Genomic DNA, 25,231 nt, shown 5'->3' with positions numbered 1-25,231 from the left:
TGCAACCCATGACGCTTACGCTAGGCTTGATCGTACTATTCCCCATGGTCAAGCACGAGTGAGAGGGTTTGCTGATGGATGATCGTTCTGCCGCCAAGGCTCGTAATGACGTGCGCCGTTGGCAGGTTTTGCTGCTGAGTTGCACAGTAATTGGGCTTGGCTTAGTTCTGCGTATGCTGTTTGGTTTAAGCGCTGTTGATCAAGCCCAACCTAGCCCTACCAAGCAGCCAACAGCCGTGGCGCTTGCTGCCTCGCCCACGATTAAACCCAGCCCGACCGCCACGATTGTTCTATTTCCAAGCACAACTCCTCGTGCCACGCCAAGTGCTCAAGCTCGCACAGCGCTGCCAATCAACCAACTTGGCCCACTAGCCACGCTTGACCCTGAGCTGATTAAGCCCGAACCGATTAAGCCAGATGCTGTTCCGCTGGCGGTCGCGACCCGTGCTATTTTTGCCACTGCTTCGCCATTGCCAACTGTAACCGCAATTCCAGAACCTGCGTTTGAGCGCCATATCTATCTAATCAATCGCGATACTGCTGGCTCGCAGGTTTATTTGAACCGTGCCGATCCCAATCAATTAGTGCCAATTGCTGCGATTGATGCCAATAGCGAGGGCTTGGTTGCGCTGTTGCCAGCCCAGCAAACTGTGCTGATCCCCCGCAATCGGCAATTGATTGCAATCGATTTGCTGAGCAAGCGTGAGCGCTGGCGCTACCAGCTATTGCCCAATCAATTTGGCGGCAAGCTTGCGCTTGATCAGGCCAAAACTGGCATGTATTTGCTTGAGCAAGGCGAACAGCCCAATCTTTGGCACTTAAGCTATTTGGCCTTGGCTGATGGTCGGGCGTTAGCTCCAAGCAACGATCTTCAGTTTCAGCCGGATAGCGCGCCAGTGGTGACCGCTGCTGGCCAGATTTGGTTTGTGCAGCAGCGCCAACTCTATCGCTTAGACACGGCGACCAACCTGCAGACCAGCTTTGGAATGAGCTACAACAACACGCTTATGGGCGATGGCCAACAAACTGAATTGGCTATTTTTCGCACTAGCGACGAGCTGGGCTTGATCAATTGGGCGACTGGGGCCGAGCGCAGAGTGCGCTTAAAGCAACCGATCAAGGGCGAGATATTCGGGAGTATCTTAGCGCTTGATCAGACCATGTTGCTGGTTAAGAGTGATACAAATGCAAAAGAAGTCGATATTAATCAACAGCGGAATTACTATTCGGTCTACCGATTAACCGATGGTGAACTGCAAACACGGCGTTTTCAGAATTCGTCTACCTTATTTTACCCAGCAAGCATTGCTGACCAATGGCTTGAAGCGCCGACCAGCGTAGAGCTGCTTTTTTACCACTCGTTGGTGTATCGCTGGAATAGCTCAACCGACACAACTGAGAGTTTCGTAGCTCCGATTGAAGCGCATACCCAACAGATTTATTGGCTGGGCGAAGTCGTTGGGGCAGCGGTTGAGCCTTTAGGCCCAGCGTTTCACGCAATAGTCGACCCAACGCCCACGCCAAATTATGTGCTTGACTCTTTGGCAACTCCTGCGCCTTTAGCGCCGCCAACCGATTGCCCAATTTGAGCTAACTGATGCAGATTGGGAGCTTGCTTGGCGCATCCAACTCGAAGCCACGCCTAGAAGCAGGGTACGCTATGTGTATCCCCGCTAAGCCAATGCGTAAAACTGTATACCCTGAGAGGATTGTTGATGGAAGAGCATTCGCAGCACACCAAAATTGGTCGTTCATGGCACAACTGGTACATATTGCCAGTGCTGGCTGGGGTTGGTTTATTGATCACACTGATGTTAACCACCCAAACTCCAGCATCGCCAGCGCCCGAGCCAACGCAACAGGCAGCCATAACCCCAAGTACGCCGCTGGGCGATCAGCAGCTCTTATTGGTTGGCAGCAAGGCGGAGCTTAAATTTTGGGATGGCGTTAATCAGCCCGAACCCAGAGGCACGCTCGCCGCTTGGAATGTGACGATCACACTTGATCGCGAGCGTGAGGTGCTGTTGAGTCGCAATTCTGTTTGGCTCGAAGCCCGTTCGCTGCGCGATAATCAGCGTTTATGGCACGTGCCCATTCACAGCCAAGCAGCCCAATTCGAAACCACGATTGTGGATGTGGTTCATGATCCTTTTGCGCAGCTGGTCTGGTTGCTGGAAAAACAAACCACCAATGACCCATTTCAGCCTGCAACGGTACGTTTGCGCGGGCTGGATAGCCGCAGTGGCGTGGTATTGCGCCAGTATCAAGCGCCGTTGGTACACGAACAACCGCAGGTCTTGCCAACCGCTGCTGGCCCATGGCTCTTGGCCGATGGCCAGTTGTTTGGCTTTGATGCAGCTCGTGATGGTTTTGGCGAACCATTCTTTAGCCAACTAGAGTTTGCTGCGGTGGCAGCCGATGGGCAGCGGGCGCTGGTTTTTGGCGCGGGCATAATCAGCGAGATCGATCTGCTCAAGCGTCAAACGCTCAACCAAACCGAATTTTCGCACCTAGCACAGCTTGATCGGCTTCAACAGCTAGTAGTTTCGCCTGACCTCAAGACTGTAGTTGTGGTTATCGATAGCTCCGACACCCTGGGTTCAGCGCTCGAGATTTTTGCCTACGATCGGGCTGGCAACCCGCTTGGTTTGTGGCAACGCCCATTAGTCTATTATGGGGATTATTCTGAGCATAGAGATGGTAGGCAACGGATTCGCTTTCTCGATAATCAACATTTAATCCTGCTGCATAACACTGACCTCTTTGAAATTATCGAGCTGGCAACCGACCAAAGCTTCTTCATGGATCTGGCGACTAGCCCTATGGCTGAGCAACCAAATTATGCGAGTTTTGCGCTTATTCCTAAGCGCTCGCTCATGCCAGCAGTCGATCCACCGGCGCTCAAACCCGTCGATAGCGCGATTGCGGCTAAGGCTCCGCTTGCGCCTGTGCCGTTAGCAGTCCAACCCTTGGCGTTGCTGAACGACGAGGAGCAAACCAGGCAGCTTACGACTGAAGGTTTGCGTGGCATTTGGCAGCAAGCGAATATCTATAGCCTTGCCCGTTGGAATGCAGCGCCATTGTTAATTGCGCGGGCAGACGCAAGCTTGCAGATTCTTGACCCGACTAACCAAACGACGATCACCCTTGATTTGGAGCTTGCTAATGTTCTGGGTTGGAGTGATTTGGAAGGGGTCAGTGCGCCCGATAATCGCAGTATTTTGCTCTGCTACAGCTATCGTTTCGATATGAACGAAGATTCGCGCTTCAATCAATGTCTTGCCTTCGATCTGCAAACTGGCCAAACCAGAATTTTTGCTGAGCTGCCCGACGCAACTTACCTAACACCGATTTACTGGGATGGGCAGCAGGCAACGATTGTTGGCTACACTCCTGGATTTGGGAATGATCGCTATTTGGTGTGGCAAGCCTCAGCCAACGAGCCAAGCCAAGCCACACATTTGCTCGATTCGGCTGATATGCTCCAGCTTTGGTACATGGCTGGTGCGCCCACCGTCGTCTATCGCGATTGGGACGATCAACTTCAGAGCTATTCAATTTTGGCTCACCAAGCCCAAATGCTGATGCCGACCAGTAATACCAAGGCCCTTGGCATCGATATCGCGCCTGATGGTCAAACGATGATGCTGTTTGAGCGAAGCTACCCTTGGCGCTATGGCACGTTGTTGATGTTCGATAGCAGCACGGGCTTGGAGTTGTGGCGCGACCAGTTGCGGCAATTTCAAGGCCAATGGTCGGGCGATAGTAACGTCTACTTTATCGGCCAAAGCCACGCGATTAACTCACGCTTGGTTAGTGTGAGCCGTCAAGGGCGGTTGGGCGAATCACTGCTGCTTGCTGATGAATTCACGCTGCGCAAGAGCGATTGGTTTGGCCAGCGTTTAGCCTTGCAACTGAATGCTGATTTGTATCTTGTCGAGCGCATTGATCAGCATTGGTTGGCGTTGGCCAGTTTCAGCGGCATTGTACGCAGCACTTGGTTGTACGTCTTTAAGGTTATTTATGTTTATCCACAACCATAGACGTTGATGAATGAGGAAGTTATGCAGAAGGTGTATCGAATGCTTTTGCTCGGCGGATTGATAGCGCTCTTGAGCAATTGCCAAGCAGCCCAGCAATCGCCAACTACGCCCACTGTTTCCGCCACGCCAAACGGGGCAAGTCTTGGCGGCGCTGGGGTTGATCTCGGTGGTAACCATGTTTTATTTATCGATTCTGATCGGTATATGTTCCTTTGGGATGGCCGCAAACCGCTCAAAGCGCGTGGTACGGCGCATGATTCAGTAGACATAAGCTATGCGTTAACTCTTGATCCTGAACGCGAAGTTGTGATTATCCAGTATACCTATCAGCTTGAAGCTCGTTCGTTGCGCGATAATCAGCGTTTGTGGCAACTGCCAATTATCAGCCGCCAAGCTCAGTTCGAAACCACCATTTTAGATGTGATCAACGATCCGTTTAATGAGCTAGTTTGGTTGATTGAAAAACAAGCGACCAATGATCCATTTCAGCCAGCCACGGTGCGTTTGCGCGGGCTGGATAGCCGCAGTGGCCTAGCCTTGCGCCAGCTTGAGACTCCATTGGTCAATGCTTACCCCAGCCTTTTGCCAACCGCATATGGTTTGTGGCTCTTGGCCGATGGTCAGTTATTGCCATTCGATCAGGATCAGGCGCGCTTTGGCGAAGCCAGATTAAGTGGCGTTGAGTTTGTCCAAGTCGCAGCTGATGGCAAGCGAGTATTAGCGTTGAGCAATGGGATTATCACAGAACTTGATCTTGCAACCAAGCAAATCCTCAAACAAACCACCCTCGAAGCCATGCCAAAGCGCAATCGGCTTGGGCAAATGTTGGTTTCGGCAGATCTTAGCTATGTTGTTTTAATTGGCTTGGAACATAGCTCCTCAAGTAATTTAGAACAGATTATGGCCTATGATCGTGAAGGTAAGATTGTTGGCTCGTGGGAGCGGAAGTTGTTGGTTGACGGCTACGACGGATCTGAGCCAGGTAGCCAATTTTATCTTCAGTTTCTCGATGAGCATCGGCTTTTAATGCTGGAATCGACAGGCAACCTCGATTTCTTTGATTTGCGAACTGGTAAATCGAACCAGTTTTTAGCAACCAGCGATCGGCTTGATGGTGAGCAGTTTGCGCAATTTGATGGGTTTATTGTGATCCCCAAACTCGATCTATTGCCAGCATTCTTTCAACCAGAGCTAGCAGCGGTTGCAGATGCAGCGTTAAGCCAGCCAGAAACCAAACTGATTGGCCCCGTACCCGCGCCACAACCCTTGCTCTTGAGGTGGCTTGGGTCTGAATATCGCCAGATTAAAACTGATGGCACGTATACGTCAATCGTTGATCCATTTCGGCATACGATTGCGCGTTCGAATGCTCCACCATTGATCCTGGCAGTGCAAGACTTTGGTATCGATCTGTATGACCCAACCAACCAAACCACAATTACCCTCAATTTGGGCACAAATGAACGGTGTTGTTTGGATTATTTTGGCGCGGTTAGTGCGTCCGATAATCAAAGTGTCGTTATTTGCACGCGCTATTATGCAGAGCCAAAAGCTGATTCACGGGTGAAACGCTGCCTTGCGCTTGATCTGCAAACCGGCCAAACCTCTGATTTTGGTGAAATGCCAACCGCGCCAAATTTAATCATTCCAATGTACTGGGATGGTCGTCAATTAACCATGGCAGGCATCATCGACCCAGATAGTGATCAAGCTTATGGATTGTGGCAAACCTTGGCCGAGGATCGTTCACAAACCCAAAGGTTGCTCAACACTGCTGAAATCAAGCAACTTTGGTATAAGCTGGGTTCGCCAACGATCATCTATCAAGATCTGAATTATCAGCTGTATAGCTATGCAATCGAATCGCAGCAACGCCAATTGCTGCTGGCGACCAACCCCAACCATACGCTTAAACTTGAAATCGCACCCAATGGCGAGCGGGTTATGGTGTTCGAGCAGCAATTGCCATTTAGCTATGGGGTTGCCCGAATGATCGATGCTAGGACTGGCTTGGAGCTATGGCGCGATCCTATGGCGCAAAATTATCAAGGGCATTGGTCGGGCGATAGCCAATGGTATCTAATCCACCATGAGCAGATTGTTAATTCAAGTTTAGCAATGATCGACGCGCAAGGCCAAGCGCGCGAGTTAATCCAGGTTGCACAACCACTAAGTTGGGCCAGAAGCGATTGGTCGGCTCGCCATGTAGTGCTGCAAGTTGCTAATACGCTCGCGCTGCTCAGGCGCGACAAACTTGGTTGGCAGCACTTAAGTACAATTGCGAATTATAGGATCAGCCCGCTCAATATTGTGTATATATATCCGCAACCATAAGCTCAGCATAGTTTGCTATGATTGTGAGAAGGTTCGATAGTATGCTCCAATGAGGGCAACCCTACGAGAGGTATTGCTGATGGAAGAACATTCGCAGCGCGCCAAGATTGGCGGTTCAGGCCGTCGCTGGCAAATTCTGCCGGTGCTGGCTGGGATTGGCTTATTAATCGCCATGATTTTGGCGGCCCAAACGCCAGCGCCCCCAGCACCTGCTCCAACCGCCACCATGGTTGCGGAAGCAATCGTAACCCCGAGTATTGCAACCCAGCCGCAGCCAAGTCAGCCGCAGCCGAGTCAGCCACTTCCCACCAGCGATACGCTTGATCTAGGTGATCAGCAGCTCGTGTTGGTTGGGAGTGGGGCTGAACTTACAATCTGGGATGGTGTTAATCAGCCTCAAACGCGAGGCAAGCTCATCGATCAAGAGCCGATAATCACAATTGATCGCGAGCGTGAAGTGCTGTTGGGGCGCAATTATGCCTGGCTCGAAGCCCGTTCTTTGCGCGATGATCAGCGTTTGTGGCAAGTGCCAATTTATAGCCAACAAGCTCACGTTGAAACCAGCATTTTGGATGTGGTCAACGATCCGTTTATGGACGTGGTTTGGTTAATCGAAAAGCAAGCCACGAATGACCCATTTCAGCCTGCGACGGTGCGTTTGCGTGGGCTGGATAGCCGCAGTGGTCTGGAATTGCGCCAATATCAAGCGCCGCTACTGCGCCAACAACCCAAAGTCTTGCCAACCGCTGCTGGCCCATGGCTTTTGGCCGACGGTCAATTGTTTGGCTTTGATGCTGCCAGTGAAGGCTTTGCCGAACCATGGTTTAGTCAGCTTGAGTTTGCTGCGGTGGCCGCCGACGGCCAGCGGGCCTTGGTCTTTGGTTCGGGCATGGTCAGCGAAATCGATTTGCGCACGCGTCAAACGCTCAACCAAACTGAATTTTTACATTTACCCCGCGCTACTAGCATTCAGGAGATGCTGGTTTCGCCCGAACTCACTTATGTGGTTGTCATTATCGACCCCTCCGAAGATTATGATTCACCGCAGCAGATTTTTGCCTACGATCGCGCTGGCAATGGGCTTGGCTTTTGGCAACGCTTATTAGCCTTTGCAGCACTAGATCTGAATCAAACTGGGTTTAGCCAACGCATTCGCTTTCTTGATGATCAACGCTTAATTATGCTCAATCGCAATGGGAGCTTGGAAACAATTGATCTGACAACCAACCAAACTCAAACTATCGAACCGGTCCATCAACCTGAAACAACGCAGCCAGAATATAGCAGGTTTACCCTTATTCCTAAGCTCTCCCTGTTGCCCATCGTCGATACTCCTCGCTTAGAACCCTTACGGCTAACGCTGCCAGAGAATGCCCCGCTTGCTGCTGCGCCAGTCGAAGATCAACCTTTGGCATTGGCCAATGATGGTGTGGGCATAAAGCAACTTTGGCCTCAAGGCTGGAGTGAATTGATGCAGCATGCAAATAGCTATAGCATTGCGCGGCAGCATGCACCACCGCTCCTGATTGGGCTTAATGATGAAGATTTGGCGCTATTTGACCCTACTAGCCAAACTACCATCACTATTGATTTAGAACCAGCCGAAAATCGAATGTGGAGTGATGTGGCGGGAGTCAGTGCGCCGGATAATCGCAGCGTGGCGCTTTGCTATAGCTATTATTTCGATGGCAATACACGTTCACGGGTCAATCGGTGCCTTGCCCTTGATCTGCAAACTGGCAAAAGGAGTGTTTTTGCCGAACTGCCCGCCGCAACCTACTTAACCCCAATCTATTGGGATGGTCGCCAGTTGACGATTGTTGGCCTTACTTCGAACTCTGGTGCTGATAGCTATCTGTTATGGCAAACGGCATTCAATGATCCAAGCCAAGGCACCGATTTGCTCGATTCGACTGATGTGCAGCAGCTTTGGTATACGGTTGGCTCGCCAATTGTTGTCTATCAAGATCCCCACGATCAAATTCAGCGCTATTCAATCGTCAGCCAACTGACCCAATTGCTCATGCCAACCAGTGCCAGCAAGGCGCTTAAAATTGAGATTGCGCCCGATGGCCAGACGATTATGCTGTTTGAGCGCACCTATCCCTTGGACTATGGCACGCTCTTGATGTTTGATAGTGCAACGGGTTTGGAGTTGCTGCGCCAGCCGCAGTCGAAGAGTTTTCAAGGTACATGGTCGGGTGATAGTCAATACTACTTGCTTGCCGACAATCAAATGATTAATTCGCGCTTGCTGACGTTTAGCCGTAGCAGCCAAATTGGCCATGCGCTGCTCTTGGCTGATTCGTTCAATCTAAGCAAAAGTGATTGGTTTGGCCAGCGCGTAGTTTTGGATACGTTCAAGGATCTGTATGTTCTAGAGCGGGTCAATCAACACTGGTTGCCGTTGGCCAAATTCGCTGCTTTAGAGCCAATTTATTCATCGCAATTATCAACTATTGAATATGTCTATTCGCAACCATAGGAGCCAGAGAGGAAGAAGGCTATGCAAAAAGTCTATCGAATGCTTTTATTGGGGGTATTGGTTGGGTTGTTGAGCAATTGCCAAGCGCAACAGTCCACGCCAACGGTCATTCCGCAAGCTACGCCAACTTTGCCGTCGGCAGCCCAAGCCAGCCCAAGCCAGCCAATTGCCACGCCCACCCAAGCCTTGAGCATACCGACCACTGAGCGGGTGTTGATGAAGATAACTCGGCCTGGAACTGAGCTTGATAAGCATTATGCATGGCTAACCACGGCTGGTACGTTAACGGCCCAACGTTTGTATGAACCATGGCTAGTTTCTGCGATTCCAAACACCTCAATGATGATTTGCTTTAAGTATGAAACATTGTGTTTGTTTGATCTGGAAGAGAATAAGGTCGTGTGGGAGGTGGCCGCACCCGATTTGTTTGGCTCGCTTGATCCATTCGTTACTCTTGATCAGGATGCTCAAGGAGTCTATATTGTGTATGGACGGCGTGGCAAAATACTTGATCTGCCCATGGGTTGGCTGCATGTGCGATTAAGTGACGGGATCGTTTTAGAGCAAACAATCCTCACGAAAGTTTCAACAATTAGATCAGGCTGGCTTAGCGCAACTGGCGATTTTTGGTTTCAACCGCACAATAGTTATCAACTTTGGCTGTATGCACCACGCAACCACAACTTAACTTTGGCCAGCGTTGAAGGTTTAGTCACATCGAGCCAACAACGACTTTTTGTGCTTGCCAATCGCCAAACCGTAATTGAGTTGAATGCGTTTGATGGTTCGCCAATCCGTACGATTGAGCTTTCGCCAGCGTTAGCACTTGATCCCTTTAGTATGATAGTTGCACCTAACCTCGATCAAATTGCGTTTGGGTATGAGTATCCGCCACATAATCATTGGCAAATGTATAGCCTCAAAACAGGTCAATTACTCGAAGACTATCATTCTGGGCTAGGGATTAACCTCGTTCCTAGCTATCAAGCTGGCTATTGGTATACCTATGAAATGCAAACCAAAATGACCAACTTTGTTGATCTTTGGCATCCTGCTACGCAGCAGCATACATGGCTCGATCTGAACCAAAGCTATGGTGAAGGTATTGAGCGGTTGTGGCTTTGGCCTGAACAACCTAGTTTAGCAGAGACTTTGCCAATAGCGAAGCCATCACCAACCCAACTGGTGTTACCCAGTCAACCAGCCTATCAAATGGCACTTTTAGCCGAAGAATGGAACTCGACATACGCGATCTATTCAACCGTGCTGAGCGATCAACAGATTGAAAAGCTTAATATACGCTTACTAATTAATCGGCCTAATCTCCCTGCTTTGGCGCTTTACCGCGACAAGTCGTCTGATACACTATGGCTCTATGATCCCCAAACCCAAACTCATCATGAAATTAATTATGCAAAGATAGAATCTGATTTAGCATATGCGAGCTATGGCTTAATTGCACCTAATGGACAAGAGGCACTGCTTGTTACAAATGGAGCCTATCGCTTTGCCCCACAGATATTTCATGTGGATCTTACGACCAATCCGCATTCATTAATTCAAGCTATGGTCTCTTTTGCTAATCCGCCAGAGTTTGAGCCGCTTGCATGGCAGGCACAAACAATCTATGGCTTGTTGCACGATGAACCAACAAATATGGTTAACCGCAAGTCTTTTTTTGTCACAATGAAACTCAACCAACAAGCGAAAATTGAGCTGTTGGCCGAATTGCCGTATCAGCCGCAAACGTGGGTTAGTGCCAACCAACAAACCTTGGTCTATCGCCAAAGTCAAACTGCCACTGAGCAACAGCTGGTTTGGTGGGATTTAACCAACCAAACCTCAAGCACGCTCAGTTTGCCGCTTAGCTCAGACCATGCCCTTGCCTTCGCTCCCGATGGCTCAGCCTTGGCCGCCGTGACGGTCGATTCGGCGCAGGGCATGGCTCAATTGCAGCGTTACGATCATGCTAGCCAAACATGGCACGTGCTTGATCAACAACCAAGTGGGCCGATGGTAACCACCACCCCAATTGTCGGCTGGTCGGCTGATGGCACGCGCTTGTGGTGGCAACGCAGTTTGCAACAGCCTGTGCTCGGCAAGCAATATCGGGTTTATGCCGCCGCAACAGGGGCCTTGGAATGGAGCGATGAGTTGCCATTGCATAATCATGCGGTTGTTAGTGCCGATGCGGAAACGCTGGTTTTGGTGGGGGTGGCAGGTAATTTGATTCAAGAGCGCAGCCATGGCCAGCTTACTGCCCAGTTTCCGCTGCCAGATGAACTATTGAGCCAGCGCGCCTTGACGGCATTTGGGCGCTAAAAACCAAAAGCGCCAGCTTAGCCTAAGCCAAGCTGGCGCTTTTGTGGTTATTCGTATGATATACCAGGTTAACCACGAGACCAGTGCTCCCCTCGCCCGCGTTGAGTGGGAGAGGGGCTGGGGGTGAGGGCCTCCCGTTATTTGGTGACGGCTGGCAGATACACGCCAACGCCACGGCATTGATTGGTTTCAGTAATCAAACTGATGTCGTCAATGCTGAAGCGAATGATCTCCGCAGTCGAATTATTGACCGAATCGAAGCGCAAGACATGCGCGCCTGCTTCAAGGTCGGTCAATGGAATCGTCACTTTGGCATAGCCATTGTCGTATTCGGTGTTGGCATCGGTGACGCGGAACACTTCTTCGCCATCAATGCTGAGCTTGACGTAATCTTGCGTGCCACGACCGTTATGCTCATAGATCGAAAGATAGAATTCAAGCGTTGCGTCGCTCGCGGTTGAGGTGAAGGTTTGCTCTGCAAACGCGGTTTCGGTGCTGCCAGCGCGTGCGCCAAAGCGCAACCAGCTATTGCCGGTGCGTGGCTCGCCAGCGCAGCCAGGCAAGAAACACAATGGCGGTGAAACGTCGCCAAACGAGCTTGAGAAGGCTTCCCAGCCCTCGCCGCGCTCAAAGCCACCATCAATCACGCTTTGGCCAGCGGTTTCAACTTCAACATTGAACACTTGGCTAGCGGTGCGGTTGCCGCTGTCGCGGACGGTTACGGTAATTGGGTAGCTGCCAACTTCGGTGGCACAAGCACAATTGACCGTCGCTTTCAAGATGCCTGCTTGGTTGGCGACGTTGACGTTCAAGCCTGCTGGCGCGCCAGCAACGCTCACGGCCAACGAACCAGCCAAATCAATATCATCAGAGGCCGTCCCAATCACAGCACTGCTAATCTTGCCTTGTTGGGCCAAGACATCGCTGGTGACGAACAGGCTTGGTGCGGCTGGCGTTACTGCGCCGCTACAGCTGTAGATTGCGAAATCGTCAATCGACCAGGTAACCGAGCGGCTTGGGGTTGGGTTGTCGCCAAGCGCCACTTTGAAGCGGAAGCGAACTGATTGGCCAGCCAAGCTTGAGAGATTCAAGCGGCTAGCGGTGTAGCCGTTGCTGTTGCCAACATAGGCTTGCTCGCCTGCAAATTCGCCGCCTGCAGCGATGTTGTTTGGCCCGTTGTAGCTAAACAAGTTTGCTGCCGATTGCCAGCTGTTGCCGTTGTTGGTGCTATATTCAACCACGCCAGCATCAAGTGGCGAGTAGAAATCGTAGGCATGGCGGAAGTGGGCAAAGCCATTGGCTGGAACCGTCACAGCTGCATTTTGGCTGAAGGCCGATTCTTCAACATCTTGATTCACACCATACACACCATTGACGTTGGTGGCCGAACCATTGCCGCTGGTTGCATATGCGCCAACGATTTGAGCAGGATTGGTCGTCCAGCTTTCATTGCTGCCGCTCAAGGCGCTTGAAGTCCATTTGGTGTTTGGCAAGGCTTCAAAATCATCGGCAAAAACATTAACCTGAGTTTGGCCAGGGCTACATGCTTTGATGTCAGGGGCTGGTGCGTTGGTTGGCTGCAAATCCATTTCGGTGGCCAAAATGGTTTTGTTAACTTCAGCACAATCAGCTGTCGTAATCCCATGATCGCCAGTCAGGCTGCTACAAGCTTGGCGCAAAGCTGATGCTAAATCAGCATAGTCGCTGCCCGAAGTCAACGAGCTAATTTGGGTTTCATAGAATAAATGTGCGGTTTTGGTGATGCCAATTGAGTTGATCGTTTGGCCGTTGAAGCTGTCGCCATCGGTCAACAGATAGGAAGCCTTGTTGGCAATCCCGCTGTTGGTGTGCACGCCACCATTATCAGCCAAGCTTGCGTCAAGCACATACAATGGGCTGAGCATGCTATCAGGCTGGCCGCCTTGCGGTGGGTCTTGCATATCACGCAATCCGCCCAAATCTTCGCCCATAATCCAACGAGTGGTTTCGTCATCGTCGGCGCTGCCATTGGTTTGATCCATGAATTCGCCGAAGATATCCGACATGGCTTCGTTGATTGCGCCTGATTGGAAGTAGTAGAACAGGTTTGAGGTATATTCGGTTACGCCGTGCGACAATTCGTGGGCAACCACGTCGTCGGCAGCAGCAAAACCTTCACCATAGGTCATTTGGCGGCCATTCCAGAAGGCATTGCCATAAGGACAGCCAGCGCCAGGTGGGCAGTGCTTGACCAATGAAATCAAGTTCATGCCGTTGTTGTCGATGCTGTTGCGGCCAAAGAACAAGTTGTAGAAGTCGTAGGTATCGCCCGAATAATCGTAGGCGGCATCAATATCTGCATCACCACTGGCAGCTGAGCCTTCGGTACGCACATATTCGCTGGCTTCATCACAGTTATTATTGGGAGTGTTGTCGTTATCAATTACATTGTCGTCGTCGCAGACGAAGCGATTTTTGGCATAGCCAATTTGGTTGAAGGCTAAGCTAATCTCGCCCGAATGGGCGTTGACAAACACATACTCGCGAATTGGTTCGCTGGTGTCCGATTCAACCGTGACCAACCAAACCAAGCTGTTTTTTTGAACACCAGTGCCACCCAATAAGGCTGGGTTGTAAATTGAAAGCTCGTTTTTGCTCACATTCAAGTTGGCAGTGTTAGCATCGTATTTGGCGGCAACATAGTTTTGGGCAATGCTGCTAGCGTTGGCTTGGCTCAATGTGGCGCTGGTGCTCAGATTGAGATTTGGCAACACTTCGCCATTCATGCTGAGCAATTCGCCTGCTTGGTTCAATTGCACTTGCAATTCACCAGCTACTACTGGCACGCCTTGGTAGCGTTGTTGATAACGCACAACTTGGCGACCATCTTGGGTGGTGGTCATTTTGGCAACTGCTGCATCGCTGGCTTGAGCTAAGCCAAACAAGCTGCCATATTCAGCCACATAGGCGTTGGCAACATTAACCGTATCTGCTCGATTCAGGCCGCTTGGCTGATCGAGGGTTGTGCCTGCCGCCGCGCCAATCCAGCGCACATAGCCTGTTTGGCTGTGGCGAGCAAGATTGGCTCCTTGGTTGAGCAAGCGATTGATTGGGGCATTGGTGGTTGGAGTTTGGGCGTTGCTTCGGCTCAATGGAAGCATGCTCACCACAATTAATGCTGCTAGCAAACGCAGCATACGCATCGAACGCATAGACCTTCCTTACACACTAAAAACTATTGACATTCAGCATCACGCTATAAGGTGAGTTGCCAGACCCCCCGATGCTACCTGCTCCTCAATCAGCAGAGTTTCTCCCCGACCCAAATTCGAAACCTCCTCATAGCACTTGATGATCATATTGCAATAGCGTTTGGCGATTATAGCCGATTCTCGGCAAAATGTGCATAGTTCTTGCGATATAGTTCTAACGGAAATTCAGCCAATTTTTGAGATTAAGTCGCAACTGGTTTAAATTGGCTGAATGTTAGAGCGATGTAAGAGCTGGCGTGGCCCCGTTGCTAGCTCTTTCGCGGCGTGTTACAATATTCAGCGGCGTGCGGCGAGCACGCCAATCTTATAACTTACCGAGTTAGCACTCGGCGGCCAAGAGTGCTAAAGCGAGGTGAGCGATGAATCTAGAACTCAATGAGCGGCGACGACGGGTGCTTAAGGCAGTGATCCAACAATATATCGATACGGCAACACCAGTCGCCTCGCAAGATCTTGCGCGGAGTTTAGGGGTTAGCTCAGCAACTGTCCGCAACGAAATGGCGGCCTTAGAAGATGCTGGCCTTTTGACCCATTTGCATACGTCTGCAGGGCGCTTGCCCACCGATGCTGGCTATCGCTTCTTTGTCGAAAATTTGATGGATCGGGCGGCGCTTTCCACCCAAGAACAGCGCATGATCCAACATCAGTTCTATCAAATCCGCTCGGAATTGAACCAATGGATTCATTTGGCAGCAGCGGTTTTGGCCCGAACTGCCCAAACCGCAGCCGTGGTTACCCCACCGCGCGCCTATGAAAGTCGCTTTAAACATATTGAATTGATTGCGATCAACGATGCCTTGGTGTTGATGGTGTTGGTGTTGCACGAAGGCTCGGTTAAGCAACAAACGCTGCCCGCCGACCCCAACACCACCCAAGAGCAACTTAGCAGAATCGCTGGCCGGATTAACGAGCTTTGTCATGAAGCTTCGGCCAAGGCGATTGCGGCGCTTGCGTTGACGCAGCCTGTGGCCCAGCCACCGCTCAGCAGTTTTGAAATGCTGGTGATCGAGAGCGTGGCGCGGGCAATGCAACAATTCGAGGAGCATGTCAACGAATTAATTCATCACGATGGCTTGCTTGAAATGCTGCATCAACCAGAGTTTGGCCAGGTGACGCGGGTACGCGAGGTGCTTTCGATTCTCGAAGGCGGCACGATGCTCGAATCGCTCATTCCCCAAGCTTTGGCCTCCGATGGCGTGCAAGTGATTATCGGCGGCGAGCATAGCCGCGATGAGTTGCGCGATTATAGCGTGATTCTTTCGCGCTACGGAGTTAATGGCGATGTTGCCGGAGTCGTCGGAGTTTTAGGGCCGCGCCGCATGGCCTATCCACGCTCAATCTCTAGCGTGCGTTATATCGCTGGGGTTATGAGCGATCTGATGGGCGATTTATACGGCGAACGCAAAATAGAACCAACAGAATAGTGCCTCACACTAGACTGTGATAATACAAATTTGATCTTTACGGAGGTATGGAGTTCTCATGACGGAAGAAGTGCAAGCACAATCAACTGACGATACCAATCCTGAAGGCGATGCAGAAAGCCTGAACGAACGGATCGCCACGCTCGAACGCGAAGTTGAAGAACATAAAACCAACTGGATGCGCGCAATTGCCGATTTCAAAAATTACAAACGCCGCACCGAAAGCGAACGCGAGGAGTTGATTCGCAATGCTAGCGCTGGTTTGATGTTGAAATTGCTTCCAGTGCTCGACGACCTGCTCTTGGCGATGGGCCAAATTCCCGCTGAAATTGAAAACAATCAGTGGATTGGCGGCGTTAAACAAGTACAACGTAAATTTGAAACGGTGCTTGAGGGCGCTGGCCTGCAACCAATTCCCGCCGTTGATGAAGAATTCGACCCCAATGTTCACGAAGCAATTATGTTTGAAGAAGGCGACGAAGCCCAATCAAACAAAGTCGTGGCCGAATTGCGCCGCGGCTACAAGCTCGGCGAACGGGTCTTGCGTCCAACGGTCGTCAAAGTCGGCAAGTAGGAGCACCTAGGCAAAGCATCGTTATAAGTGGCATCGCTGCCGTTCGTGGCTGTCGCTTAACGATGCTTTGTCGCTGTCTGTGGAGCAATAGCAATATGGGTAAAGTGATCGGTATTGACCTTGGAACAACCAATTCAGTGGTTGCGGTCATGGAAGGTGGCGAGGCGGTGGTGATTCCCAACGCTGAAGGCGCACGCACCACGCCTTCAATTGTCGCCTTGAGCAAAAACGGTGAACGCACGGTTGGCTTAGTGGCCAAGCGCCAATCGGTCACCAATCCCGAAAATACAATTTACTCAGTCAAGCGCTTTATTGGCCGTAAATTAGATCATCCTAGCGTTCAACGTGATAAAGATTTGATTCCCTATCGCATGACCAGCGCGCCCAATGGCGATGCGCGAGTTTTGATGGGCGGTCGCGATTATTCGCCCCAAGAAGTTTCGGCCATGATTTTGCAAAAACTCAAAGCCGATGCCGAAGCCTATTTGGGCGAGCCTGTCACCCAAGCTGTGATTACGGTTCCGGCCTATTTTGATGATTCGCAGCGTCAAGCGACCAAAGATGCTGGCAAAATTGCTGGCCTCGAAGTATTGCGCATCATCAACGAGCCAACCGCCAGCGCCTTGGCCTATGGCTTGGATCGCAACACCAACGAATTAATTGTCGTCTATGACCTTGGTGGCGGCACCTTCGACGTTTCAATTTTGGAGCTTGGCGATGGGGTATTCGAGGTTCGCGCAACCAACGGCGATACCCACCTCGGCGGCGATGATTTCGATCAAAAGATTATCGACTGGCTGGCAAGTGAGTTTCAACGCGAAAATAATATCGATTTGCGCAGCGACCGCATGGCCTTGCAACGCTTGAAAGAAGCTGCCGAAAAGGCCAAGCAAGAACTTTCGAGCGTGCTGCAAACCGATATTTCGCTTCCATTTATCAGCGCCGATGCTAGCGGCCCCAAACACTTGAACACGACTTTAACCCGCGCCAAACTTGAGCAATTGACCGCCGATTTGGTCGAACGCACGCTCAAACCAATCAAGCTCGCTTTGCAAGATGCTGGTTTGAAGGCCAGCGAAGTTGATGAAGTGATTTTGGTTGGTGGTCAAACCCGCATGCCAGCTGTGCAAGCAGCCGTCAAAAAATTCTTTGGCAAAGACCCACACAAAGGCGTGAATCCCGATGAAGTGGTGGCGATTGGCGCGGCAATTCAGGCGGGCGTGCTTTCGGGCGATGTAACCGATGTGCTGTTGCTTGACGTAACGCCATTAACCTTGGGCATCGAAACCTATGGCGGCGTAATGACTCCGCTGATTGATCGCAACACCACGATTCCGACCAAGCGCTCGCAAATTTTCTCAACTGCGAGCGATAATCAAAATAGCGTCGAAATTCATGTGTTGCAAGGTGAACGCGCTGAAGCCCGTCACAATAAATCGTTGGCGCGCTTTACCCTCGATGGCATTCCTGCCGCGCCGCGTGGCGTGCCGCAAATTGAAGTTATTTTTGATATTGATGCCAATGGGATTGTTAATGTCAGCGCGACCGATAAAGCGACGAATAAAGAGCAAAAAATCACCATCACGCCATCATCGGGCCTAAACGATGATGAAATTGCCTCGATGATTCGCGATGCTGAAGATCACGCCGATAGTGATGCCCTTCGTCGCGATCAAATTGCAACTCGCAACAAAGCCGATGGCGTAATCTACGCCGCCGATCGCATGTTGCGCGAAGCAGATGAGAATGTGGATTACTCAGCTCGAAACACCGTCGAAGATCGGATTGCGGCCCTGCGCGCGGTGCTTGATGGCGACGATATGGAAGCGATCAACAATCGCACTGCTGAATTGAGCGTGGCAATGCAACGGCTCAAGCCAGCACCCGATTTTGGCATCGAGCCAGAAACCTCCAGCCAAGAACAAGGCAACGCCGACGAAGTAGAACTCTAACGGAATTATGAATTATGAAGGATGAAATAGACGAATTATGAATTTAGAAAGGTTATTTCATTCTTTATTATTGAATATGTAATTTAGACATCAAGCGCAGAACTTACATTACAAACCTAAGGTATAAAGGTTTGGGGATGTTCATAATTCATCCCTCATCCTTCTACAAGATTAACTAAGGTGTGGATGCTGGGGATGTTCATAATTCATCCCTCATCCTTCATCCTTCTACATAAGGGATATGTATGGCAACTGAGGCAAAACGCGACTACTACGAAGTACTAGGTGTGGGCAAAAGTGCCTCACCTGACGAGATCAAAAAGGCCTACCGCAAGTTGGCCATGCAATATCACCCCGACCGCAACCCCGGCAATGCAGAAGCCGAAAACAAATTCAAAGAGGCAACCGAAGCCTACGAGGTGCTTTCGAGCGATCAAAAGCGCCGCATGTACGATCAATTTGGTCACGCTGGCAGTAGCGGCCAAGGCTTCGACCCATTTTCGGGCTTTGGTGGCGCTGGCGGTGATCCATTTAGCACCATCTTCGATGCCTTCTTTGGCCAAGGTGCACGCGGCGGCAACCGTGGTGGCGCGCGCCAAGGAGCCGATTTACGCGCCGATTTGGTGATTAGCTTTGAAGAAGCAATTTTTGGCACCGAAAAAGAGCTTGATTACCGGCGGCTTGAATCGTGTGGGCCTTGTGGCGGCACCGGCGCTGAACCTGGCACCGAGCCAACCCGCTGTCCTAAATGCCAAGGCTCAGGTGAGATGCGGGTGCGCACGTTCCTGAATATGGTCACCGTCACCACCTGTGATCAATGTTCTGGGCGCGGCGTGATTATTCCGATTCCATGTAAAACCTGTCGCGGCGAAGGCCGCGTTCGTGAAACCGTCAAGCGCAAATTGACCGTACCAGCTGGGGTTGATGATGGCATGCGGATTCGAATTGGTGGTGCTGGCGATAGCGGGCCAAGTGGTGGCTCTGCTGGCGATCTCTATGTTAATTTACGGGTGCAGCCACACGATTTCTTTGTGCGTGAAGAGAACAATATTCTGTTGCAACTGCCAATTAACATTGTGCAAGCAGCCTTGGGTGCACAATTAAACGTGCCAACCGTTGATGGCGACGAGCCGTTGAATGTGCCAGCGGGCACTCAAGATGGGACAGTCTTTACCTTGCGCGGCAAAGGCGTGCCCTACATCGATTCATCGGGACGCAACTTAGGCCGCCGTGGTGATCAAATGGTCGTGGTTAAAGTGCGCGTGCCAACCAAACTCAACGAAGACCAGCGCGAACTGTTCCAGAAACTTGGCGAGACCATGGGCATGGATCATTTCGAGCAAAAAGAGCGTGGCTTCTGGAGCAAAATCTTCGGCAGCTAAGCATGTTGGGTAAAGGGTAGGGTGGGCTAACTAGCTACCTACCCTTTGCCACCATAGTTTAACCACTTTTTCACCCCTAGCTACCCCGCATGATTAAACTCGTGGCAAAAAAGCACATTTTGCCTCTTGTAAATTGTAGATAGTTTTGGTACAATGATTGCGTTGACATGGTTTGGTTCCTCACATTACCTCGGACTGAGTGGATATGCAATCTCTTCCCTGAGCTTCGTGACTCCAACCTGAAACAATTGGAATCCCTTACCATAGTTGGAGAAACAAGCTAATGAGCTTTACCGACAAGACGTTGAACTGCCGCGATTGTGGCAACGAGTTCGTATTTACCGCTGGCGAACAAGAATTTTACGCTCAAAAGGGCTTTGACAACGAGCCAACTCGCTGTTCAAACTGCCGCCAAGCCCGCAAACAAAATCGCGGTGGCGGTGGCTACGAAAGCTCAAGCCGTGGCGGCGGTGGTGGCTACAGCCGCAGCAGCTATGGCTCAGACCGTGGTGGTTACAGCTCAGATCGTGGTGGCTTCAGCTCAGATCGCGGTCAACGCGAAATGCACACCACCACCTGTTCATCATGTGGCGGCCCTGCACAAGTGCCATTCGTACCACGTGGCGACAAGCCAGTTTACTGCCGCGATTGCTTCCAAAGCCAACAATCATCATCACGCTCGAACCGCTGGTAAGAACCCTGGGGAATCAATCCTCACTCTTATAAGCAAAGCCTGGACTCACACGAGTCCGGGCTTTTTGCTGGCCTCAGCTCTGTGCACTAGTTCTTTAGTACGGATAACGGCGTAGTACTAGTGCTATCCTCAACTAGCTGCGTTATACTATAGCCCAATAGTATCAGGCACTTTGCGCTTGACTCGCTGATCGCAGTTCGCAATTGGTGAGCTTGCTGCAACCTCTTGCGCTGGAGGTTTTGGCATGCGTCGAGCATGGTGGAGCTTTGCTGGTTTAACGCTGATTATTGTTACCACTGCTTTAATCTGGTGGCTGACAACTCCGGTGGAAACAACCTTAGAACGTGCCCAACGCACTGGCATGATCCGGATTGGCTATGCTCCCGAAGCTCCGTTTGCTTATCGTAGTGCCAGCGGCGAGATGCACGGCGAGGCGGCGGTGGTAATGACATGGGTTATGCAGCGCTTAGGCATCCCTCAGCTTGAATGGGTTCAGACCGAGTGGGCCGATTTAATTCCTGGCTTGCAGGCTGGCAAGTTTGATCTGATTGCTAGCGGCATGTTTATTACCTGCGAACGTGCCCAGCTGTTGGCTTTTAGTCAACCAACTTTTGCCCTGAGTCCCGCGATCTTGGTTCAGTTTGGCAATCCCCTGCGTATTCAGAGTTTTAGCGATTTTCGGCGACCTGATCGGTGGTTGGCGGTGATGCGCGGCGCTGAGGAAGCAACAATCGCCCAAATCCTTGGGATTGATGCTCAGCAATTATTATTTGTGCCCGATGTGCAAACTGGCTTGGCGGCAGTGCTCGCCGGGCGGGCCGATGGCTTAGCCTTAACCGACATTAGCGTCGATCTCTTAGTTCAGCAAGCGCCAAATCAGGTTGAACGTGCTCAGCCATTTGTGCCGCCAATCATCGATGGTAATCTGAGTATTGGCTATGGGGCGTTTGCGATGCGCCCTGCTGATACCCATTTACGCAGCGCAATCGATCAGCAGTTGCTTGGATTTATTGGCAGCGACGAACATTATGGCTTGATTGCGCCGTTTGGTTTTGCGCGCGAACAATTGCCCAATCGTTCAACTGCCAGTATTCTCCAGGCGTGCGAGCATGGCTCATGAAGGCTTTGGCTTGGCTGCGGCGCAAAGAATTACGCCCATTAATCGCCTTATTGAGCGTGGCCTTGGTTTCAATTGGCTTGTTGCAGGCCAATTATGCCCAAATGCGCGCAATGATTCAAACCCAAATTACTGCATTCAATGGCCTGACTCAAGCCCGCTTGAATATGCAACGCGGCTATTTGATTGCCGAGCAAGTGCTAAATGGCAACCAAACCTTGTTGGCCCAAGATGCAATCGCCTACCTTGATTGGGCAATTTTGGCGGTTGATGATTGGCAGCAAGGCCAAAATCCGGTTGCCGTATTTGAGCAATTGCTGCCGCCAGCCCCACCCATGGCCCAAGCGCTCAGCCAATATCACCAAGATTTAGCCAATTTTCGCGGCTTGTTATTGCAGCATCTCAATCGCCCCCAAAATCACGCTCAAACCACGATCGATCGGCGTATCGCCTTCTCGCAACTTGAGTTAGAAGCAGAGCAGTTGGAAAATCGGCTGTATCTTGATTTGGAAATAGCGATTAAACGCCAATCGGAACGCTATTCGTTGGTCTTAGTGGGTTGGTCGATCTTTTTGATTATGATTGCTGGCGTAGTCTATCGCTTGGCAAGTTTACAGCGTTTGGCAGTTGCCCAATTGAGCGCTAGCGAAAACCAATTTCGCGCCCAATATGCTGGGATTCCGATTCCAACCTATACATGGCGTTGGGTTGATAATGATTTTATTCTCGAAAGCTACAACGATGCAGCTATTGCCATCACGCAAGGCACAATTACCAAATTTGTCAACCAATCAGCCAAAATTGTCTATCAACATGATCCGGAAATCATCGATCATTTTCAGCGTTGTTGTCAGACAAAAAGTACAATTCATCAAGAGTTACGCTATCAATTTAAATTTAGCGAGCAATTCAGAGATTTATATGTAAGCTATGTTTTTATTGAGCCAGATTTAATTATGGTGCATACAGAAGATCGAACTGATCGCAATCAATTGCAAATGCAATTAATTCAGGCTCAAAAGATGGAAAGTATTGGGCGCTTGGCTGGTGGTGTAGCTCATGATTTTAATAATTTGCTAACAGCAATTAGTGGCTATACCACGCTGGCGATTGATAGTTTTCAGCATGGTTTGCCAGTGCTCGAAGAATTAACTGAAATTCAACATGCAACGAATCGCGCTGCATTACTCACAAGTCAATTATTAACCTTTGCCCGCAAGCAACAGCTCCAACCAAAAATCATTAATCTTAACGATTTAATTATTGCCATGGAAAAATTAATTAAGCGCGTCTTGCCTGAATCAATTCACTGGAAAACTGTGCTTGACCCTGCTATTGATGTCGTTGTGGCTGATGCAGGCCAAATTGAGCAAGTGCTTTTAAATCTTGTGGTCAATGCGCGCGATGCGATGCCCAATGGTGGGCATTTGTTGGTTGAAACCCATAATCTGGTGGTTGATGCAGCCTATGCGCGTAGCCATGTTGATGTGCCGATTGGCCAGTATGTGGTGTTTGCAGTAAGTGATAGCGGGGTTGGAATGACGCAAGCAGTGCAAAGCCGCGCATTTGAGCCATTTTTTACCACCAAAAGCGATCACGAAGGCACTGGCTTGGGCTTGGCAACCAGTTATGGAATTATCAAACAACATGGTGGCCATATTAGTTTGTATAGTGAAGTTGATCGTGGCACAACAATCAAAATCTATTTGCCGCGTTCGGAGCAAATGCCCGCCATTGAGTCGCCAAATGCTAGCCAAAACCTGCCTCGAGGCAACGAAACCATCTTGGTCAGCGAGGACGAGCCACAGGTGCGGGCGGTTTTGGTGCGCATGCTGCAAGGCTTGGGCTATCGGGTGCTAGAAGCAGCTCACGGCTCAGCTGCCTTGGAAGTCTTGCAGGCTCACGCTACAGGCACAATTAAGCTGTTGATCAGTGATCTGGTTATGCCGCAAATGGGTGGTTTTGAGCTAGGCCAGCTGGTGAGCGAGCGTGACCCAAGCCTCAAAATTTTGTTTATTTCAGGCTATTCTGAACATAGTTTGGCCCAACAACAGCAATTTGCGCAGCAACCGTTGTTGCTTAGCAAGCCGTTTTCATTGGCAACTTTAGCGCAAACAGTTCGCAATATCTTGGATGCTTAGATCTTGCATCGTTCGCCACCCTTCCGTCCCTCCGCCGGAGGGAAACGCCGGGGGTTTTCAGCCCCCTACACCCCCTAACGTTTGTTTGTTGGATTGTTGTTAGGGTTCCAATTCCCAAACTTTGGGTGCTTCGCGTGCAAAAAACACTCTGCGCCTCTCCGTTAAACATTCTGGTTTCATTGGCAACTTTGGCCCAAACTGTGCCCAAAATCTTGGATGCTTAGATCCATTCAATGGTATAAGGCTCAGGATTAGTTGAATCTTTTACGATGAATAAGATAAAACAGGCATAATCATAGCCTAATTGATCTTTATAGCGTTGAAGCTTTATCTTATCTTTAGCTATAGATTTGCGGTTAGGCCTTTGTAACGCTTTAACTTCAATTGCAAGTAAATTTTCATGTGTTTGCCGATGATGGATGATAATATCAGGAATAATTCTCTTTTCTTCTAAATCTATAACAATCTCTTTAATATCATTAATATTTCTGTTATATTCAACATCCACATCCCAATCAGGAAATTTAATTTGTAGATAGGTAGCAAATTTGTGAACGATTGTCCGTTCATGAAGTCCTTGCTTTAGTAAACAAAGATCTTTTCTTAATAAACGACTTAATGCTGCCTTTAGTTGACGATTTACCGTATTTACTGATAGTTTATTTGACATAAATATACGCCTCTTCTGAATCATGATACTGGCTATTATACCAAGTACTGAAGTATAATTTCAGCTTTTCGGATGATGCTTCTAAGGCTTCCATCCAGATTGAACCTTATCCGAATTGGCAACTAGCCCAGCACAAGGTATGCTTAGCAATGAGCAATTTTAGTGGTGTGATGTGATGAAAAAATACGAATTGATTCTGTTTGATTTTGATGGCACGTTGGCCGATTCGATTCCTTGGTTGGTCAAGGCGATCAACGGGGTGGCCGAAAAATATAAATTTCGTCAACTTACGCCGAAGGAATTTAGCGAATTGCGGGGCCGCAGCCCGCGCGAGGTGATGAACTATATGCAGGTTGCTTGGTGGAAAGTGCCACTCATTGCTCGGCATGTTCGCCAACTAGCGGCTCAGAATATTCGGCAGATTCAGCTGTTTGAGGGTATGGAAATAATTTTGGCTCAGTTGAGTGCCGCCGATGTGCGTTTGGGCGTGGTCAGTAGCAATAGCGAGGAGAATGTGCGCCATGTGCTGGGCGATGCCTTAGCCAATGTAATTGAGTTTTATGAATGTAGTGTGCCGATTTTGCGCAAACGAGCGCGCTTTGAACGAATTGTGCGCAAAGCAAACCTCGAGCGCGAAAAAATTCTGTGTGTTGGCGACGAAATTCGCGATGCAGAAGCCGCTAAGCAAGCCCAATTGGCTTTTGGCGCGGTTGGTTGGGGCATGAGCCGCATCCAAGATTTTGCACCGTATGCGCCCCGCGAGGTCTTTTTTCAAGTTCCCGATATTGCCACCCGCTTGATCGATTAAATTCCCCAGCGATAAGCCTGAATTTTAGGGTTTT

General features: G+C 50.1%; 15 protein-coding genes. 13 read left to right on the top strand and 2 right to left on the bottom strand.

Translation table 11 applies throughout. From position 1 onward, the window contains the following. The first annotated feature begins 74 nt into the window (after positions 1–74). The 5 genes from ACFMKP_RS11140 to ACFMKP_RS11120 all read left to right on the top strand — a co-directional run bounded on the left by ACFMKP_RS11140 (position 75) and on the right by ACFMKP_RS11120 (position 11,184). On the top strand, positions 75–1,589 hold the full coding sequence (locus tag ACFMKP_RS11140; RefSeq protein ID WP_382291806.1) for a hypothetical protein: 1,515 nt from the start codon (positions 75–77) through the stop codon (positions 1,587–1,589). A 126-nt stretch (positions 1,590–1,715) separates the two neighbouring features. Next, positions 1,716–4,043, top strand: a complete 2,328-nt coding sequence (locus ACFMKP_RS11135; RefSeq protein ID WP_382291804.1) for a hypothetical protein — start codon at positions 1,716–1,718, stop codon at positions 4,041–4,043. Positions 4,044–4,064: 21 nt separating this feature from the next. Then, entirely contained in the window at positions 4,065–6,377 is a 2,313-nt protein-coding gene (locus ACFMKP_RS11130) for a hypothetical protein (RefSeq protein ID WP_382291802.1), read from the top strand. A 79-nt stretch (positions 6,378–6,456) separates the two neighbouring features. Continuing rightward, entirely contained in the window at positions 6,457–8,862 is a 2,406-nt protein-coding gene (locus tag ACFMKP_RS11125) for a hypothetical protein (protein ID WP_382291800.1), read from the top strand. A 21-nt stretch (positions 8,863–8,883) separates the two neighbouring features. Next, positions 8,884–11,184, top strand: coding sequence for a hypothetical protein (locus ACFMKP_RS11120; protein ID WP_382291798.1), 2,301 nt, complete (start codon positions 8,884–8,886; stop codon positions 11,182–11,184). 137 nt (positions 11,185–11,321) lie between these two features. Here ACFMKP_RS11120 and ACFMKP_RS11115 read toward each other — a convergent pair whose 3' ends face one another. Next, positions 11,322–14,375 (bottom strand): M4 family metallopeptidase, encoded by a 3,054-nt coding sequence (locus ACFMKP_RS11115; protein WP_382291796.1) that lies wholly within the window; start codon positions 14,373–14,375, stop codon positions 11,322–11,324. A 419-nt stretch (positions 14,376–14,794) separates the two neighbouring features. On the opposite strand from ACFMKP_RS11115, the gene hrcA reads away from it, so the two are divergent. The 7 genes from hrcA (at position 14,795) to ACFMKP_RS11080 (ending at position 23,719) form a co-directional block, all read left to right on the top strand. Next, a complete protein-coding gene (gene hrcA, locus ACFMKP_RS11110) occupies positions 14,795–15,859 on the top strand; it encodes a heat-inducible transcriptional repressor HrcA (RefSeq protein ID WP_204756348.1) in 1,065 nt (354 codons plus the stop codon). A 58-nt stretch (positions 15,860–15,917) separates the two neighbouring features. After that, positions 15,918–16,433, top strand: coding sequence for a nucleotide exchange factor GrpE (grpE, locus tag ACFMKP_RS11105; protein WP_204756347.1), 516 nt, complete (start codon positions 15,918–15,920; stop codon positions 16,431–16,433). Between the two features lie 95 nt (positions 16,434–16,528). Further along, positions 16,529–18,385 carry a molecular chaperone DnaK gene (dnaK, locus tag ACFMKP_RS11100; protein ID WP_382291794.1) on the top strand — a complete coding sequence of 619 codons (1,857 nt, stop codon included), beginning with the start codon at positions 16,529–16,531 and terminating at the stop codon, positions 18,383–18,385. Between the two features lie 245 nt (positions 18,386–18,630). After that, positions 18,631–19,767, top strand: a complete 1,137-nt coding sequence (dnaJ, locus tag ACFMKP_RS11095; protein ID WP_382291792.1) for a molecular chaperone DnaJ — start codon at positions 18,631–18,633, stop codon at positions 19,765–19,767. Between the two features lie 283 nt (positions 19,768–20,050). After that, positions 20,051–20,461: a zinc-ribbon domain containing protein gene (locus ACFMKP_RS11090; RefSeq protein WP_054532383.1), complete on the top strand. Its 411-nt coding sequence runs from the start codon at positions 20,051–20,053 to the stop codon at positions 20,459–20,461. A gap of 244 nt (positions 20,462–20,705) precedes the next feature. After that, positions 20,706–21,581, top strand: a complete 876-nt coding sequence (gene ehuB / locus ACFMKP_RS11085; RefSeq protein ID WP_382291789.1) for an ectoine/hydroxyectoine ABC transporter substrate-binding protein EhuB — start codon at positions 20,706–20,708, stop codon at positions 21,579–21,581. Then, the gene (locus ACFMKP_RS11080) at positions 21,578–23,719 is read left to right on the top strand and encodes an ATP-binding protein (protein WP_382291788.1); all 2,142 of its coding nucleotides are present in this window, start codon (positions 21,578–21,580) and stop codon (positions 23,717–23,719) included. The genes ehuB and ACFMKP_RS11080 overlap by 4 nt, the downstream gene beginning before the upstream one ends. 220 nt (positions 23,720–23,939) lie before the next feature. Here ACFMKP_RS11080 and ACFMKP_RS11075 read toward each other — a convergent pair whose 3' ends face one another. Then, the gene (locus ACFMKP_RS11075; protein WP_382291786.1) at positions 23,940–24,389 is read right to left on the bottom strand and encodes a hypothetical protein; all 450 of its coding nucleotides are present in this window, start codon (positions 24,387–24,389) and stop codon (positions 23,940–23,942) included. 175 nt (positions 24,390–24,564) lie between these two features. On the opposite strand from ACFMKP_RS11075, the gene ACFMKP_RS11070 reads away from it, so the two are divergent. Beyond that, positions 24,565–25,197, top strand: a complete 633-nt coding sequence (locus ACFMKP_RS11070) for an HAD-IA family hydrolase (RefSeq protein WP_382291784.1) — start codon at positions 24,565–24,567, stop codon at positions 25,195–25,197. Positions 25,198–25,231: the final 34 nt, after the last annotated feature.

The sequence above is a fragment of the Herpetosiphon sp. NSE202 genome (assembly GCF_042688385.1).
In the GTDB taxonomy this organism is placed as follows: Bacteria; Chloroflexota; Chloroflexia; order Chloroflexales; family Herpetosiphonaceae; genus Herpetosiphon.
This window is presented reverse-complemented; position numbering and strand designations above follow the sequence as displayed.